Annotated in this window: 13 protein-coding genes; 5 read left to right on the top strand and 8 right to left on the bottom strand. The window is 61.7% G+C overall.

Features of this window, described 5'->3' with window-relative positions:
* Positions 1–6: 6 nt before the first annotated feature.
* From ACTJKS_RS04445 to ACTJKS_RS04410, 8 genes are read right to left on the bottom strand one after another with little or no spacing between them, the layout of a single operon-like run.
* Complete coding sequence (locus ACTJKS_RS04445; RefSeq protein ID WP_108184284.1) at positions 7–1,137, bottom strand: glycosyltransferase family 4 protein; 1,131 nt, start codon at positions 1,135–1,137, stop codon at positions 7–9.
* On the bottom strand, positions 1,138–2,268 hold the full coding sequence (locus ACTJKS_RS04440) for a glycosyltransferase family 4 protein (protein ID WP_108184283.1): 1,131 nt from the start codon (positions 2,266–2,268) through the stop codon (positions 1,138–1,140).
* Positions 2,252–3,628: a glycosyltransferase family 4 protein gene (locus tag ACTJKS_RS04435; RefSeq protein WP_086792543.1), complete on the bottom strand. Its 1,377-nt coding sequence runs from the start codon at positions 3,626–3,628 to the stop codon at positions 2,252–2,254. The genes ACTJKS_RS04440 and ACTJKS_RS04435 overlap by 17 nt, the downstream gene beginning before the upstream one ends.
* Positions 3,625–4,890 (bottom strand): ABC transporter ATP-binding protein, encoded by a 1,266-nt coding sequence (locus tag ACTJKS_RS04430; RefSeq protein WP_041073794.1) that lies wholly within the window; start codon positions 4,888–4,890, stop codon positions 3,625–3,627. Before ACTJKS_RS04430 ends, ACTJKS_RS04435 begins: the two co-directional genes overlap by 4 nt.
* Entirely contained in the window at positions 4,890–5,687 is a 798-nt protein-coding gene (locus ACTJKS_RS04425; RefSeq protein WP_041073796.1) for an ABC transporter permease, read from the bottom strand. Before ACTJKS_RS04425 ends, ACTJKS_RS04430 begins: the two co-directional genes overlap by 1 nt.
* Positions 5,687–7,129, bottom strand: a complete 1,443-nt coding sequence (locus ACTJKS_RS04420; protein ID WP_108184282.1) for a mannose-1-phosphate guanylyltransferase/mannose-6-phosphate isomerase — start codon at positions 7,127–7,129, stop codon at positions 5,687–5,689. Before ACTJKS_RS04420 ends, ACTJKS_RS04425 begins: the two co-directional genes overlap by 1 nt.
* Positions 7,130–7,132: 3 nt before the next feature.
* The gene (gene gmd, locus ACTJKS_RS04415) at positions 7,133–8,101 is read right to left on the bottom strand and encodes a GDP-mannose 4,6-dehydratase (RefSeq protein ID WP_047297367.1); all 969 of its coding nucleotides are present in this window, start codon (positions 8,099–8,101) and stop codon (positions 7,133–7,135) included.
* Positions 8,098–9,012, bottom strand: coding sequence for a GDP-mannose 4,6-dehydratase (locus ACTJKS_RS04410; protein WP_108184281.1), 915 nt, complete (start codon positions 9,010–9,012; stop codon positions 8,098–8,100). Before ACTJKS_RS04410 ends, gmd begins: the two co-directional genes overlap by 4 nt.
* A gap of 427 nt (positions 9,013–9,439) precedes the next feature.
* Here ACTJKS_RS04410 and ACTJKS_RS04405 point away from each other — a divergent pair, with 427 nt between their 5' ends.
* The 5 genes from ACTJKS_RS04405 to ACTJKS_RS04385 are packed head-to-tail and all read left to right on the top strand — an operon-like array spanning position 9,440 to position 15,201.
* Positions 9,440–11,050 carry a glycosyltransferase gene (locus ACTJKS_RS04405; protein WP_108184450.1) on the top strand — a complete coding sequence of 537 codons (1,611 nt, stop codon included), beginning with the start codon at positions 9,440–9,442 and terminating at the stop codon, positions 11,048–11,050.
* The gene (locus ACTJKS_RS04400; protein WP_108184280.1) at positions 11,044–12,348 is read left to right on the top strand and encodes a glycosyltransferase; all 1,305 of its coding nucleotides are present in this window, start codon (positions 11,044–11,046) and stop codon (positions 12,346–12,348) included. The genes ACTJKS_RS04405 and ACTJKS_RS04400 overlap by 7 nt, the downstream gene beginning before the upstream one ends.
* Complete coding sequence (locus ACTJKS_RS04395) at positions 12,345–13,235, top strand: class I SAM-dependent methyltransferase (RefSeq protein WP_108184279.1); 891 nt, start codon at positions 12,345–12,347, stop codon at positions 13,233–13,235. Before ACTJKS_RS04400 ends, ACTJKS_RS04395 begins: the two co-directional genes overlap by 4 nt.
* Positions 13,232–14,386, top strand: coding sequence for an acyltransferase family protein (locus tag ACTJKS_RS04390; RefSeq protein ID WP_108184278.1), 1,155 nt, complete (start codon positions 13,232–13,234; stop codon positions 14,384–14,386). Before ACTJKS_RS04395 ends, ACTJKS_RS04390 begins: the two co-directional genes overlap by 4 nt.
* Positions 14,380–15,201: a class I SAM-dependent methyltransferase gene (locus tag ACTJKS_RS04385; RefSeq protein ID WP_108184277.1), complete on the top strand. Its 822-nt coding sequence runs from the start codon at positions 14,380–14,382 to the stop codon at positions 15,199–15,201. Before ACTJKS_RS04390 ends, ACTJKS_RS04385 begins: the two co-directional genes overlap by 7 nt.
* Positions 15,202–15,213 lie beyond the last annotated feature (12 nt).

The following is a 15,213-nucleotide window of genomic DNA, read 5'->3' as shown; positions in this document are numbered from 1 at the left end:
GGTGGATCAGGCGTAAGACAGGTCTTTCTCTTCCAGCAGCTCCTGATACAACGCGGTCCACTTGCGGCCCATCTCGTCGGCGGTGAACAACTGCCGGTAACGCGCCTCGGCCTTGACGCCCATGGCCGCCGCGCGTTCGGGGTTTTCCCAGAGGGTACGCATCGCCTCGCGAAACGCCTGTGGATGACTCGGTGGCACCACCAACCCGGTTTCGTTGTGGATATTGATGTAGCTGGTGCCGGTGCCGATCTCGCTGGAGATCATCGGCTTGCCGTACATCGCGCCTTCGAGCAGCGAAATGCCAAACGCTTCGGAGCGCAGATGCGAGGGGAACACGATGGCGTAGCTCAGTTGCAGCAGGGCAACTTTGTCTTCATCGCCCAGACGCCCGAGGAAGTGGATATTACGCAGGCCCAGCGCGGCGGCCTGGGCATGCAGTTCCAGTTCCAGCGGCCCGGCACCGACGATGACCACCGGATAATCCACGTCCTTCAAAGCATCGAGCAGGATGTGCAGACCCTTGTAATAACGCATGACCCCGACGAACAGGAAAAACTTATCCCCAAGCTGCTGGCGCCAGCGATTCATCCGTTCGCTGGCGGCCTGTGGATAACCGGCCTTGTTCAGACCGTACGGAATCACCCGGGTCTTGTTCTGAAACTGCTGCAGCACGTCGCTGGTGTGCAGGTAGTTCGGCGAGGCCGCGACAATCCGGTCGGCGCTGGCCAGGAAGCGGTTCATCAGCGGGCGGTAGAGTTTGAGCAGATGCTTCTGGCGAATGATGTCCGAGTGATAGGTCACCACGCTCGGTTTGTTCAGGCCGCTGGCAAAGTGCACCAGGTCCATGAACGGCCACGGAAAGTGATAGTTGACCACATCGGCTTCGGCGGCCAGCTCGCGAAACTGTTTGAACACGCTCCAGGAAAACCCGGTGGAGGCGAACTGGATGTCGAGTCTGGCGCGATGCACCTCGTGTGAGCCGAGTTGCATCACAGGAGGGGTCGGGTCGGCGCTGAGGGTCAGCACCTGACCGTCGATGCCGTGATGCGCGCCGCTTTCGCAGAGCTGGAAGATCACTTGTTCGATGCCGCCGACCGAATCTGGCAGGTACGTCTTGAAAAAATGAAGAACTCGCATTCAGCCTCCCATGGCCTGGCGGTAGGCACCGGCGGTGGCCTGTGCGCAACGTTCCCAGGAAAATAGCCGCGTCCGGTGCAATCCGGCTTCTCGGCAGGCCTGCCAATGCGCTTGATCGTCGATCAGGCGGATCAGCGCATCACGCAAGCACTGTGCATCATCAGGTTCAATGTAGTTGCCCGCCGCGCCGGCGACTTCCGGCATGGCTGAAGAACGGGTGAGAATCACCGGAGTGCCACTGGCCATGGCTTCCAGTACCGGCAATCCGAAGCCTTCGTACCGCGACGGAAACACCAGTGCCCGGGCGCCGGCCAGCAGTTGTGCGACCTGTTCATCCGGCAGATAGCCGAGCAGGCACACATGCCCCGACGCGAGGGCCTGACGCAGTTCATCGCTGAACTGGGCCTGTTGCCAACCGGCCATGCCGACGATCAGCAGCGGAAAACGCTGGCGCACGGCCTCCGGCAGCAGGGCATGGGCGCGCAATGCCAGGCTGAGGTTTTTGCGCGGCTCCAGAGTACCGACACACAGGAAATATTCGCGCGGGGCAACGGCATGTGCCTTGAGCACCGCTTCGATAGCGTCGGGTTGCCGTGGGTGGAAGCGCTCGGCCACACCCAGTGGCGCCACCACGAAACGCTCGGCCGGCAGACCAAAATAAGCCTGCGCCTCGTCGGCAATCGCCTGCGAGTCGGTGATGATCCGTTGCGCCTGTTGCACGCCAGCCGCCAGACGCCGTTCGATTTCCTTGAGGCGCGCCAAGGGCTGGGTCTCAGGGAAATGCAGATGGGTCAGGTCGTGCAGGGTGATCACGGTCGGGCCATCGAAGGCCAGCGGCCACAGGCTCGGCTCGTGATACAGGTCGATGCCTTGCGTGCGGCCCTGATCGAAACGTTTCTGCTCCAGCCAGCGCCGCGCTTGATAGGCCCCGGGGATCTGCCGCAGCAGTGGCGTCAAGCGCGAGTAGCCGGGCATGGCCGCTTCCGGCAGGGCCGAGCTCCAGCCCCAGCCGTGAAACAACGCCACCTCGACTTCAGTGCTGGCGCGCAGGGCGCGGACCAGTTCGGCGACGTAATGGCCGATGCCAGTGCGTGGCGCCTGAAGAATCCGCGCGTTAAGAGCAATGCGCATGCTGGCCTTCGGATGCGGGCAGTGGATGGTTCAGGTTGCGCTCGATGCGCTGCACCAGTTGTGCGCTTGCTTCGCGCCAGCTCAGCCAGCGCCATTGGTCGAGGCTCAGAGGTGCCGGAAACTCACCCGAGCGCTCCATCCCGAGCACCAGGTCGGTAAGGCTCTGCGGATTGTGCAGATCGAAATACGCCATGTAATCGCCGCCGATTTCGCGGAACACCGGGATGTCGCTGGCCATCGCCGGCAGCCCGCGTTGCATGGCTTCCACCAGAGGCAGGCCGAACCCTTCGACATGCGACGGGAATACCAGCGCGGTGGCGTGGGAGTAGGCGTGCTCAAGGCTTTTGTCCGAGAGCGAGTTGAACATGAACAGGCGACGGTTCAGTTGTGGGTGCTGGCGAATCCGCTCGATCAGGGCTTCGCACTTCCAGCCGATTTTCCCGGCGATGCACAAGCGCGCTGTGGAGCCAGCCGCCCAGGCACGTTCGAACGCATCGAGCAGGTAGGCGTGGTTCTTGCGCGGCTCGATGGTGCTGACCATCAGGAACACCGGCTCCGGGGTCTTGAACAGGTTCAGCAGGTTGCGATCGACCTCGGCTGCGGCGTCGGTCAGATCCAGTTCGGAACCCAGGTGGAAGTAGTCGAACCAGCGCTGCTGGACCTGTTGCGTGCCGATCCGGCGCAACATCTCCTGGCGCACCTGATCACGAATGGTGGTCGAGATCGCGACATAGCCATCGGCCGTGCGTGCAATCCAGTCGAACCAGTCATTGAACACCTTGACCAGACCCGCGTCGCAAAACTGCGGATGGGTCAGCGGGATCAGGTCGTAGATCACCGAAACGATACCCACGCCATCGCGTTTGAGTTGTTCGGCCAAGGGGAAAAAGTTGGCGTGCCAGGAGGAATCGAGCAACACCAGTTGATCGCCGGCCCGATGTTGCAGCGGCACGCAACGTTCCGGAATCGGTTTGCCCTTGAGCAGGCGCCCGAGTACGCGCATCGGCAGGCTGAAACAGGCAAACGCCGTGAGCCGGCAGAGCACATACAACACCCGCCGGGCGAAATGCGACTGGCTGAAAGGCCGGCGTCGTTCCAGAGCGCGATGGCGCAACCAGAAGCTGTTGGCCCACTGTTCCAGCTTCACCCGCAGGCTGGTCAGATTGATTCTCGGGGTTTTGATCGGCGCCAGGCTTTTCACCTCATACAGGGCACCGTCGAGCATCACCACCGGGATGCATTCGCGCTCGGCATTGGCTTCTGGCAACTGTTGAATAACGTTGCGCACCACGCGTTGAATGCCCGAATTGGCGGACGGGTGTTCGAAAACGTAGGTGCACTCCATCAACAGTCGTGTCATCGCGAGATCTCCCTGTCTGGCTGCGGCGTTGGGTGTTCGCTGGAGCGGCTGATCTCGGTCCGGGCTTGCAGCCACGAGCAACCGACAAAGTCTTCCTGACGGTTGTTGATGACGTGGAAGACCAGACCGTAATCGCGCCATTCGAAATTGCGATCCAGATGCGAATCCAGACGCGACAGGCTCAGCGCCACCGAATAGCTGCCCTTGCCCAGGCGCATGTCGAAGGCGAAGCGGAACGTCACCTGTTCTCCGGCGCTCAGGTCGCTGATTGCCTGGTCCTGACGATGGGTATTGATGCCGTAGATCGCCTGGCCGAGGCGATCCTTGATCAGAAAGCCCAACACCAGACGCTCGATGTCCTCGCGCACCTCGGTCTGCACTTCCAGCACCACTGGCTGGCCGACTTCCGCCACTTCCAGGCTGCGCCCTTGAGCGTCGAGCAGGCGCACGCTGACGATCCCCGCTTCACCGGTCCCGGAAATGGTCTGCACCTGGCCGTTGGCGAGCATTTCCTGGCGCACGATCTGCCCTTCGCGCTGGGCGAGCATGGCGTTGTAGTAATCCATGACCTCTTCGGGTTTGCCGCGCATGGCCAGGCGGCCGTTCTCCAGCAGGATCGCGGTGTCGCAGATCGACTGAATCGCCGAACGGTCGTGGGACACGATCAACAGCGTGGTGCCAGCCTTGCGAAAGTTGCGGATGCGCTCAAAGCTTTTGTGCTGGAAGTAGGCATCGCCCACCGACAGCGCTTCATCGACGATCAGGATGTCCGGACGGCGCGCGGTGGCGACACTGAAGGCCAGGCGCATCTGCATGCCGCTGGAATACGTGCGCACCGGGTGATCGATGGCTTCGCCGATTTCGGCAAAGCTTTCGATCTGCGGCATCAAGGCTTCGATCTCTTCGACCTGCATGCCCAGTAACTGGCCGGCCATGAACGCGTTCTGACGCCCGGTGAAATCCGGGTGGAAACCCATGCCCAGCTCCAGCAGCGCGGCCACGCGACCTTGCAGTTGAATCTGCCCGCAGCTGGGTTGCGTGGTGCCGGTGATCATCTTCAGCAGCGTACTTTTGCCCGCGCCATTGACCCCGACGATGCCGACGGCTTCGCCGGGCTGAATCTCGAAATCGATGTCCTGCAGGATCCAGTGCAAGTGGTGCCGCGTGCCGGAAAACGGCACCAGCCACTCGAACAACCGGCTCCAGCGATTGGGGTATTGCTTGTAGGCCTTGCCCAGGCCACTGACGCGTATATGTCCCATCAGAGTTCATCCACCATTTCGCCGACACGTTGCCGGAACAGGCGCAGGGCCATGGCGCAGAACAGCAGGCCGAGGATCAGCAACGGCAGCAGCGATGACCAGTTTGGCCACTGGTTGTAGAGGAACACGTTCTGGTAACTGGTCATCAACGCCGTCATCGGGTTGAGGCTGATCAGGTGCTGGATGCCCGGCGGCAGGATCGACAGTGGGTAAACGATGGGGGTCAGCCAGAACCAGAATTGCAGGCAGATGCCGAACATCTGTCCGACATCGCGGAAGAATACGTTGAGGATGCCGAGGATCATCCCCAGCCCGGCGGCGAAGATCACCTGCACCAGCAACAGTGGAATCAGCGCCAGCAAGGCCATGCCGGGCAGGCGCCCGCTGATCAGCAGAAAACCGAAGAACAGCGCGAGAATGATCGCGAAGTTGATCCCGGCGTTGAGCAGCGCAATCACCGGCAGGCAGATCCGCGGGAAGCTGATTTTCTTCAGCAGGTTGGCGTTTTCCAGAAACATGCTCTGGCTGCGCGAGGTGATTTCCGCGAACAGTCCCCAGGTCAGCAGGCCCGCGCACAGGTACACACTGTAGGCCAGGCCGTCATCCACACCCGGCAGGCGCGCGCGCATGATCTGGGAAAAGATCACCGTGTACACGACGATCATCGACAACGGGTTGAGCACGGTCCACAGCGCGCCGAACAGCGAATTGCGATAACGCGCCTGAAACTCCCGCTTGACGCTGCCGAGGATGAATCCGCGGTAGCTGCGCAGCGAGCGATACAGGGAAAGCAGCATCAAACCGTCCTGCCGTATTGGTCTTCGAAGCGCACGATATCGTCTTCACCCAGGTATTCGCCGCTTTGCACCTCGATGATCACCAGGTCGATCACGCCGGGGTTTTCCAGGCGATGGCGGTGCCCGGCGGCAATGAACGTTGATTCGTTCTTTGCCACCAAATGCGTGCCGGTACCGTTGTTGGTGACCTTGGCCATGCCTTCGACCACCACCCAGTGTTCGTTGCGGTGATGGTGCATTTGCAGCGACAGCTTGCCGCCGGGCTTGACCACGATGCGCTTGATCTTGAAGCGCGGGCCTTCCTCGAGCACGGTGTAGGTGCCCCACGGACGGCTGACCGTGCGATGCAGGCGGTAGGCTTCGTGGGACTTGTCCTTGAGCTGCTTGGCGACGCGCCGCACATCCTGGGCACGGTCGGCATGGGCCACCAGCACGGCATCGGCGGTGTCGACGATGATCAGGTTATCCACACCCACGGCAGCCACCAGCCGGCCTTCGCTCTGCACGAAGTTGTTGTGACTGTCGATGAACACCGCTTCGCCGCTGGCGCGATTGTTGTCGGCATCGGCCGGTACCAGTGCTGCCACGGCGCCCCATGAACCAATGTCGCTCCAGTCGAAACCGGCGGGCACCACCACGACTTTGTCCGAGCGTTCCATCAACGCGTAATCGATGGAGATGTCGGTGATCTCAGCGAACAGCGCTGCTGACAGTTCCTGTTGCAGACAGCCGACGGTTTCCACCGGGGCGCTGGCCTCCATGCAGGCGCGGGTCTGCTCCAGCAACTCCGGCGCGTGCAATTGCAACTCGTTGATCAGGGTCGCGGTGGTGAAGCAGAACATGCCCGAGTTCCACAGGAAGTTGCCGCTTTCCAAATAATGCGTGGCGGTTTGCAGGTCAGGCTTTTCCACGAAACGCTGCACTTTTGCCGCGCCTTTGGCATCCAGTGGCGCGCCGGTTTCGATGTAGCCGAAGCCGGTTTCCGGGGCGGTCGGCAGCACGCCGAAGGTCACCAGATAACCGTCCTTCGCCAGGTTGACCGCGTGTTCGACGGCGCTTTTGAGGGCTTGCTGATTAACGATCAAATGGTCGGCGGGCATCACCACCATGATCGCGTCGTCACCGTGCAACGCTTGCAGTGACAAGGCCGCCGCAGCGATCGCCGGGGCGGTGTTGCGCCCGGTCGGCTCCAGCAGGAAATGTCCGCGATGGCGCGACACGTGGGCGGCGCAATAGTGATCTTTGCTCTGGAAGTAGTATTCGCGGTTGGTCACCGTAACGATGTCGCCCCAGCCGTCCAGCAATGCGGCGGCACGCTGATAGGTCTTGCCCAGCAGCGACTGGCCGTCGGGCAGGGTCATGAACGGCTTGGGATGGCCCTCGCGGGACACCGGCCACAGACGAGTGCCGGCGCCGCCGGACAGAATCACGGGGATCAGCATGGCCTACTCCTTGGCGACGCGTTTCATGTCCGCATCCATCATCATGCGGATCAGGGTGTCGAGGTCGGTTTTCGGTTTCCAGCCCAGCACGCGCTGCGCCTTGGCCGGGTTGCCAAGCAGCACTTCGACTTCGGCGGGGCGGAAGAACGCCGGGTCGATCTTCACGTAATCGCGGTAGTTCAAACCGACGTGATCGAAAGCGATGCGGCACATCTCGCGCACGGTGGTGGTGATGCCGGTGGCGACCACGAAATCGTCAGGTTTGTCCTGCTGCAGCATCAGCCACATGGCTTCGACGTAGTCACCGGCAAAACCCCAGTCGCGTTTGGCGTCGATGTTGCCCAGGGCCAGTTCCTGCTGCTTGCCCTGTTTGATGCGGGCAGCGGCGTCGGTCACCTTGCGGGTGACGAATTCAATGCCGCGCAGCGGCGATTCATGGTTGAACAGGATGCCGCTGCTGGCGTGCAGGTCGAAACTTTCACGGTAGTTGACGGTGATCCAGTGGCCGTAGAGTTTGGCGACACCATAGGGGCTGCGCGGGTAGAACGGCGTGTTCTCGTCCTGCTGCTCAGCCTGGATCAGGCCGAACATTTCGCTGGTCGAGGCCTGATAGAAACGGGTGTGCGGGCTGAACTGGCGGATCGCCTCGAGCAGGTGGGTCACGCCCAGGCCATCGACGATACCGGTGGTCACCGGCTGATTCCAGGACGCGGCGACAAAGCTTTGCGCGGCCAGGTTGTAGACTTCGTCCGGCGCCGACTTGATCACCGCGCGTTGCACCGAGCAGGCATCGGCCATGTCACCGTCAAGGTAGACGATGTCGCCTTCGACGCCCATCTCGCGCAGGCGCCAGCGTGAATCGCTGCTGCGCCGTGCGACCAGACCGTGAACCTTGTAGCCCTTGTCGAGCAGCAGTCTGGCCAGATAAGCGCCGTCCTGGCCGGTGATCCCTGTGATCAGTGCACTTTTCATTCTTGTCGTACTCGCTGCTCCCAGTCGGACAGGATCGCCCGCAGGGATTGTTGTGTTGTAATTTTCGGCGCCCATCCCGTGACTTGGGCAAGCCTTGCATGACTGCCGCAAACGCGACGCTGATCCGCGCGGCGCATGCGCGCCGGATCCTGGACCAGTTGCAGGTCGACCTCGGCAAGGTCGGCCATTTGCTCGATCAAACTGCGGATGCTTTGCTCGCGTCCCGAGCAGATGTTGTAGACCTGCCCCGGCGTGCCTTTTTCCAGCAAGGCGAAATACGCCGCGATCACATCGCCGACATCGAGGAAATCGCGCGTGACGTCAATGTCACCGACTTCCAGTTGCGCGACTTGCAGGCCTTGTTTGATGCGGTTGATCTGGCGTGCAGCACTGGCGATGACAAAGTTGTCTTTCTGCCCGCTGCCGATGTGATTGAACGGCCGCGCCACCAGCACCGACCAGCCTTCGCTCAGGCCCCATTGCAGGCAGAGGAATTCCGCCGACAGTTTGCTCACGGCGTAGGGATTGCGCGGGCAGGGCGGTTGCAGTTCGGTAATGGGTAGGGCGCTCTCGTCGACTTGTCCATAGACGTCGCCGGAGCTGACATACAGGAAAGTCCCCTGAAATCCGCGCGCCTTGAGGGCCTGCAACAGATTGAGGGTACCGAGCAGATTGATTTCGAGCGTTCGGCCCGGGTCACGGAAAGCTTCGGGAACGAAGGTCTGACCGGCCAGGTGAATCACCGCGTCGGGCAATTGTGGCCACAGATCGGTGAGGCTGGTCGCAGCCGTGAGATCGTAGGGCGCCGCCGCAGACAGCAGTTCCCACGTCGAGCCAGGCTGTTCCAGATGCGACTGGAGATGTTGTCCCACGAACCCACTGAGGCCCGTGATGAACAGACGTTTTTTCAAACACTGACCCCTTGGTCTTTAACATTCGCCACTTTCCCATAGGCTTTGGGGGAGGAGTCGTCAGGCCGGATAAAAAAGTCTGACAGGACAATCGGCGAAGTCATTGTTGTAGTTATTTGTTACCAATCTGTGCCAAATGCTCGGCAATTTCAACACCGCAAACCGTGACCGGTCAGTTCTCGTCAGCGTAGCCCTATTTATTCTTGTCGGGCGGTTCCCGGATTCGCAAAGGATGTGTTTAGAATGGCCCTCGTCGCCATCTCCCCGGATTCGCCGGGGATGTTGCGCAACAGGGTGAAACCAGCCAATAAAACAAGAACGAAGACGAGCTCAGGACGAAGGACGAGCAGCGGTGATCCCGACTCGATTCAGCGCCTGGCCGTCATAGCGTGAAACTGCCGGGATGGTGGTGTCACCGTGGGATGCCATGAATTTCATTCTTTACTCGGACGTCAATGACCGCTCCATCAGCCAGAGTCTGGGGCGTCCGGAATACAGCTATTACTTCGTGCTCAAGGCCTACCGTCCTGTGCTGGAAAGCCTTGGACAGGTGCACGTCGTGTCGTCGGCGGCTGAAGTCGACCCGTTGTATCGGCAGTTGCAACTTGCCGGTCAGGACTGCCTTTTTCTTTCGTTTGCGCCGCCGCATAAAACCCCGACCGACCTGCAGTGCCCCGTGGTCTGCGTGATCGCGTGGGAGTACGATTCGATCCCGGATGACCCTCGCGATGACGATACGCGGCACGACTGGAGCCGGCTGCTGGCCAGCCATGGTCGGGCGATCACGTTGTCCAGTCACACCGCACAAGCCATTCGCCGGACCATGGGCGAAGATTTCCCGGTACTGGTATTGCCGACACCTTTGTGGGAAGGCTTCGCCGGGGTGCGCCGGCAGTTCCCGCCTGCTGCGGTGAACCCGGGCGCGGTGTTGCAGATCAAGGGCTGCATCATCGACAGCCGCACGCTCGGTTTGTCCGCCGATGGGCTGATCGCACCCGCCGTCGATGTGCAGGAGCCGCAGCCCGACGCGGTGGTTACGCCCGAAGCAGCGCCATTACCGCCACTGACCTTGCGCCGACGTGCGTTCATCACCAAACACTACCTGCGCGAAAGTTATCGCGCCGCCGCGACCCCGACTGACCACGGGCCGCTGTTTTTGCTCAAGCACAATCTGTTGTTGTGGTATCGCGAAGCCGTTCGCGACTTGCTGCCGCTCGCCCTGCGCCGCCAGCTCTTCCGATTGCGTACCCCGGCCCCCGAGCCATTGCCGCCGGCCGTCATCGTCGAAACACCGCCGGTGGTCGAGCATCCGCAGGCCAGCCTGCCGGACACCAGTGCCACGGTACAGACCGAGGTCAGCGGTGTGGTCTATGTGAGCGTGTTCAACCCTGAAGATGGACGCAAGAACTGGCATCACCTGATCACGGCGTTCTGCTGGGCCATGCGCGATGTCGAAGATGCCACGCTGGTGCTGAAGATGACGCAGAACGAGCTGGCGACTTATTACGTGCACCTGATCACCTTGTTGTCGCAGCTGTCGCCCTTCGCCTGCCGGGTGGTGGTCATGCACGGCTATCTGGAGGACGAAGAGTTCGCCAGGCTCTACGGTGCTGCCAGTTTCTACGTCAACGCGTCCCGCTGCGAAGGTTTGTGCCTGCCACTGATGGAATTCATGTCCTGCGCTCGTCCGGTGATCGCGCCGGACCACACGGCAATGCACGACTACGTCGACGAGCGCGTCGGCTTCATCGTCAAGTCCAGCCGTGAGCCGACGATCTGGCCGGATGACGTGCGGATCCTCTACCGCACCCTGCGCCATCGTCCGGATTGGGGCTCGTTGAAAACCGCTTACGAAAACAGTTACGCCATGGCCAAAAACGATCCGGTGGCTTATCAGGCCATGGCCCTGGCGGCCAATGAGCGAATGCGCGATTACTGCAGTTTTGCCCCGGTGCAGCAGCGTCTGGCGCAGTTTTTTCAACTGACGCCGAGTGCAGGCCCACAGTTGATCGCCGAGGCGGGGACTGCATCATGCTGATCATCATTCATTCGGAAACCAACAAGAGCAACATCCAGCAGAACCTCGGCCGGCCCGAGTACAGCTATTACTTCGTGCTCAAGGAATTCCGCCCGGTGCTGGAGCGCCTCGGGCAAGTCATTGAAGTGAGCAACCCGGACGAACTGGTTGATCGCCTGTACTTCGATTGTCTGAGCCGTGGCGAAGCGTGCGTGTTCCTGTCGTTCTCGCCGCCGCATCGCACACCGATTCATTACGCCTGCCCGACCATCCCGGTATTTGCCTGGGAATTCAGCACTATCCCCACCGAGAGCTGGCAGGGCGAGCCACGTCACGACTGGCGCGTGGTGTTGAACGCCTGCGGCATGGCGATTACCCATTCGAGTTTCACGGTGAACGCGGTCTGCGACGTGATGGGCGCGGACTATCCGATCTGCGCGATACCCGCGCCAGTCTGGGACCGTTTTGCCGCACGCGGTGCGCAGTTGCGCAAGCAGCCTGTGGTCGAAGCGGTGCAGTTGAAGTTGCGTGGCCTGTTGCTCGACAGCCGCACGGTGGATCTGCGCGCGTACGGTCCGCCGGGGTTGTGCGAAGGCACGCCAATGTCATTTGCCGGGCCACCGCAGGACTGCCAGTTGCAACTGGACGGCGTGGTCTACACCTCGGTGTTCAACCCGTACGACGGGCGCAAGAACTGGCAGGACATGATCAGTGCCTTCTGCACCACGTTCCGTGACGTCGCCGATGCCACCCTGGTGCTGAAGCTCACGCACCATGACATCGCCAATGCCCTGAATGACATGCTGCATCACCTGTACAAGAACCAGTCCTACCAGTGCCGGATCGTGCTGATCCACGGTTATCTGGCGGACGCCGATTACGAAGCGCTGGTGCAGGCCACCAGCTATGTGGTCAACAGCTCCTATGGCGAAGGGCAGTGCCTGCCGCTGATGGAGTTCATGTCCTGCGGCAAACCGGCGATCGCCCCGCTGAACACGGCGATGGCCGACTACGTCGACAGCGACAACGCGTTCATCGTTGATTCCACCGACGAGCTTACGGCATGGCCCCACGACCCACGCGCGGCTTACCGTACCTTGCGCTACATGACCGATTGGGACTCGTTGTGCGCTGCGTACCGCGACAGTTATGAGGTGGCGAAAAACGACGTTGAACGCTATGCGCGAATGTCCGGGCATGCCGTTCACAACCTGCAGAAGTTCTGCAGTCAGGCGAGTGCAGAAGAACGCCTGCGGAGGTTTTTTGCGCAGCGCGCGCAGGCCCTCAAGCCGTTGTCCGTGGAAGCCTCGGGCGCATGATCCGGCGTCTGCTCGCACGCTTGCTCCCGGCTCCGTCGCCTGCTGCACCTGCACCTGAGCCAAGCGCGCAGGTCTCGCCACGGGATGTGGGGTTGCATGACGCGATTCTCGACGGCTGGTTTTTGCCGGGCAGCGGCGAGTTGCTCAAGGGCTTCGCGATCACGGCTGACGACACCTTGCTCGACGTCGGTTGCGGCGAGGGCGTGGCGACGCTGTTCGCTGTGCGGCAGGGCGCCTCGGTGATCTTCACCGACAGCGAACATGACAAGGTTCGCGATCTGGCCCGGCAGGTGGAGGCGCAGAGCACAAAGCCGAATCTGGGGCTGGTCAGCAACAGCCTGCCATTGCCGCTGGCCGCTGGTTGCGCGAGCAAAGTGGTGTGCATGGAAGTGCTGGAGCACATCGATCAGCCGGAACCGTTCATGGCCGAACTGGTGCGCATGGGCCGCCCCGGTGCGCAGTATCTGCTGAGTGTGCCGGCACCGGTGGGCGAGCACCTGCAACAAGGTATCGCCCCGGCCAGTTATTACCAGACGCCCAATCATGTGCAGATTTTCACCGAGCAGCGCTTTGCCGAACTGGTGGAGAACGCCGGGCTGGTGATCGAGCATCGGCAGGCCAGCGGCTTCTTCTGGGTGATGGGCATGATCTTCTTCTGGGCCAGCGAACGCGCTGCTGGCCGGGACCTCGGTGGCGCGGTACGCGACCGGATTCAGGCGCCGTATCCGCCGCTGATGGAAAGCTGGGCACGGACCTGGCAAGACCTGCTGGCGCAGCCTGACGGTTTGGCGATCAAGCAGATGCTCGACCGCTTCATGCCCAAGAGCCAGGTGATCATCGCCCGCAAACCGCTGGCTGGCGAAACCTGCACCGGGGGCCAGCCATGAGCGCCAGGCGGATCATGGACATCGAGGTGCTGCGTGCCATCGCCGTGCTCGGCGTGCTGTTCCATCACTTGCAGGGCAGCCTGTTCACCGACACCGTGCCGCTGCTGGAAAAAATCCACGCCTGGGCGCAACCCTGGTGGGGCGTTGATCTGTTTTTTGCGATCTCCGGCTTCGTTATCGCGCGCAGCCTGATCCCCGCGCTGCAAGGCTGCACCACGCGTCAGGAGTACTGGCAGCAGACGCGCAATTTCTGGCTGCGCCGGGTGTTTCGCCTGTTGCCGTCGGCCTGGTTGTGGCTGGCGCTGATTCTCCTCGCGTGTGTGTTTCTCAACCGCTCCGGTGCCTTTGGCAGCTTGCACGCCAACCTGCAGGCGACGCTGGCGGGGGTGTTGCAGTACGCCAATTTCCGTTTTGCCGACAGTTTCTTTCATTACGAGTACGGCAGCAGTTTCGTCTACTGGAGCCTGGCGCTGGAGGAGCAGTTTTACCTGCTGTTCCCGCTGCTGATTGTGCTGTGCCGCAAGCATCTGGTCTGGGCCTTGCTGGCGCTGGTGGCGGTACAACTTTTCACCCTGCGCACGCCGTTGCTGATGGTGGTGCGCACTGATGCCCTGGCGCTCGGCGTGCTGCTGGCGCTGTGGAGTGCGCAACCTTCTTACCAGCGCTGGCAGCCGACGTTTCTGCGGCGACCGTGGGCTGGCGTGTCAGTGTTGATCGGCGTGGCGCTGCTGATGAGTTTCATGGCCACCGACCGTTTCACTTTCGCGCCTTATCGCATCGGCTCGATTGCCGTGCTCGGCGCGCTGCTGGTGTGGATCGCTTCGTACAACCGCGATTACCTGCTGCCGGCAGGCCACCTGCAGCGGCTGATGGCGTGGATCGGCAGTCGTTCCTACGGCATTTACCTGATTCATATCCCGGCCTATCTGCTGGTGCGGGAGCTGATTTTCAGGCTGCAGGCTGCCGGTTTGCCGAGCCCGGCCGGGCACCCGATGCTGACTGTGCTGATCGCCTTCGGCCTGATCGTGCTGCTCAGCGAGCTGAACTACCGCTTCATCGAAATGCCGATGCGTAATCGCGGTGCCGCCCTGGTACGGCGCCTCGACACGTCCCGAACTGCCGTTTCAACCCCCGGAGCCACCTCATGCTGAGCCTATTGAAAAAACTCACGGCGCCTGCACCGGCCCCCGCGCAACCTGTCGCCCCGGTGGCGGACAAGGTCGATCCGTACATGCTCGGCCTCTACGATGCCAAGCTCAGCGGCTGGTTCAACCAGGAGACCGGCGAGCTGTTCAAGGGCTTCCCGGTGACCGCCAATGACACCTTGCTCGATGTCGGCTGTGGTGACGGCGGCAACGTGCATTTTTGCGGCATGCGCGGGGCGAAGATCATCATCGCCGACATCGAAGGCGCCAAGGTCGAGGCCACCCGCCAACGCCTGAGCGATACCCCGGCGCGCAGCGTCGAGTGCCACGTCACTGACTGTAATCCGTTGCCGATCGCCGACGGCACCGCTACCCGTGTGGTCTCCACCGAAGTCATCGAGCACGTCGACGACCCGGCGCAGTTTCTCGCCGAGCTGGTGCGGGTCGGCCAGTCCGGTGCGCTGTACCTGCTGAGCGTGCCGCACCCAAGCTCTGAAGATTTGCAGAAGGACATTGCGGCGCCGGAGTATTTCCAGAAGCCCAACCACATTCGCATCATCAGCGAAGCGCAGTTCAAGACGCTGGTCAGCGACGCCGGGCTGGAGATCATCAGCCACAGCCAGTACGGTTTTTACTGGTCGATGTGGATGCTGTTGTTCTGGGAAGCCAAGGTCGATTTCAGCAACCCGGATCACCCGTTGCTCGAGCATTGGGCCAACACCTGGCAAGCGGTGCTCGATTCGCCCCGGGGTGCGCAGATCAAGCAGGCGCTGGACGCGGTCGTGGCGAAGAGTCAGGTAATCATTGCCCGCAAGCCTTGAGTCGCTCCACCA

It is taken from the genome of Pseudomonas sp. 22189 (assembly GCF_052045635.1).
GTDB lineage: Bacteria > Pseudomonadota > Gammaproteobacteria > Pseudomonadales > Pseudomonadaceae > Aquipseudomonas > Aquipseudomonas parakoreensis.
This window is presented reverse-complemented; position numbering and strand designations above follow the sequence as displayed.

Coding starts and splice junctions, on each gene's coding strand:
- ACTJKS_RS04425 (WP_041073796.1), bottom strand. CDS start 5,687: ATGCTGCTTTCCCTGTATCGCTCGCTGCGCAGCTACCGCGGATTCATC.
- ACTJKS_RS04430 (WP_041073794.1), bottom strand. CDS start 4,890: ATGGGACATATACGCGTCAGTGGCCTGGGCAAGGCCTACAAGCAATAC.
- ACTJKS_RS04440 (WP_108184283.1), bottom strand. CDS start 2,268: ATGCGCATTGCTCTTAACGCGCGGATTCTTCAGGCGCCACGCACTGGC.
- gmd (WP_047297367.1), bottom strand. CDS start 8,101: ATGAAAAGTGCACTGATCACAGGGATCACCGGCCAGGACGGCGCTTAT.
- ACTJKS_RS04395 (WP_108184279.1), top strand. CDS start 12,345: ATGATCCGGCGTCTGCTCGCACGCTTGCTCCCGGCTCCGTCGCCTGCT.
- ACTJKS_RS04420 (WP_108184282.1), bottom strand. CDS start 7,129: ATGCTGATCCCCGTGATTCTGTCCGGCGGCGCCGGCACTCGTCTGTGG.
- ACTJKS_RS04405 (WP_108184450.1), top strand. CDS start 9,440: ATGAATTTCATTCTTTACTCGGACGTCAATGACCGCTCCATCAGCCAG.
- ACTJKS_RS04390 (WP_108184278.1), top strand. CDS start 13,232: ATGAGCGCCAGGCGGATCATGGACATCGAGGTGCTGCGTGCCATCGCC.
- ACTJKS_RS04435 (WP_086792543.1), bottom strand. CDS start 3,628: ATGACACGACTGTTGATGGAGTGCACCTACGTTTTCGAACACCCGTCC.
- ACTJKS_RS04400 (WP_108184280.1), top strand. CDS start 11,044: ATGCTGATCATCATTCATTCGGAAACCAACAAGAGCAACATCCAGCAG.
- ACTJKS_RS04385 (WP_108184277.1), top strand. CDS start 14,380: ATGCTGAGCCTATTGAAAAAACTCACGGCGCCTGCACCGGCCCCCGCG.
- ACTJKS_RS04445 (WP_108184284.1), bottom strand. CDS start 1,137: ATGCGAGTTCTTCATTTTTTCAAGACGTACCTGCCAGATTCGGTCGGC.